The organism is Burkholderia sp. E168m23, assembly GCF_016586125.1.
GTDB lineage: Bacteria > Pseudomonadota > Gammaproteobacteria > Burkholderiales > Burkholderiaceae > Burkholderia > Burkholderia orbicola.
The window spans coordinates 1-669 of record NZ_BCPP01001645.1 but is presented as its reverse complement, the minus strand read 5'-3'; the positions used below and the strand labels follow the sequence as shown (position 1 = coordinate 669).

Here is a 669-nt window from a genome sequence, read left to right as displayed (position 1 = left end):
GCAGCCGATGCTGTTCGGCGTTCTCGTCGTTGATCGCATCGTGATCGAACGCGATCAAGTACGGCGCAATATCCGTATAAGCGTCGAGCCCGGTATCCGCCCAGAGCGACGCACAGCGCAGGCGGGGCACCGCCGCGAGCTGCACGTCCAGCTCCTGATAGCCGCGCGTATCGACGAGTGCGTAAAGCCGCATCGCACTGCCCGCATCGTCCGTACGCGTGACCGAAGCCTTCAGCGTCTCGAGAAACGCCGGCCACTTCGGCTCGCGTGGATTCGGTTCTGCGTCAACCGCTTCGCTCGCGCCGACCGCGTTGTTCCGGTCGACCGTATCGTTGACTTCATCCATCAATCCGCCTCGACCATCGACTCACGACCGCTGTGCGCGTTCAGCACGCATTGCTTGCACGTGCCGCCCGGCATCGCGGGCAATGGATACTGCATGCTCGTCGGTCCGCTGAACTGGTGCTGCGCCCCCTTGAAATCGACTTTCCCAGGTGCGTGAAGCTCGATTTTGCCGCCCTTGATCCGGATGTAAGCGCCGCCCGACGTCAGCAATATCTCCTGCTTCGCGGCCACGTCGACAGCCTCGGTCGCCGCCACCATCTTCACGGCCTTTTGCGCGGTGAGTTCGACGTTGTCCGCGTGCGCCTGGACCTCGACCTTGCCCTT

Annotated in this window: 1 protein-coding gene and 1 pseudogene; both read right to left on the bottom strand. The window is 63.2% G+C overall.

Features of this window, described 5'->3' with window-relative positions; genetic code table 11:
• Positions 1–346: pseudogene (locus JMF90_RS39420) on the bottom strand (DUF4123 domain-containing protein); the annotation flags it as partial.
• The coding region (locus tag JMF90_RS39415) for a DUF2345 domain-containing protein (RefSeq protein WP_201326584.1) at positions 346–669 on the bottom strand (324 nt) is incomplete at its 5' end. The pseudogene JMF90_RS39420 and the gene JMF90_RS39415, both read right to left, overlap by 1 nt.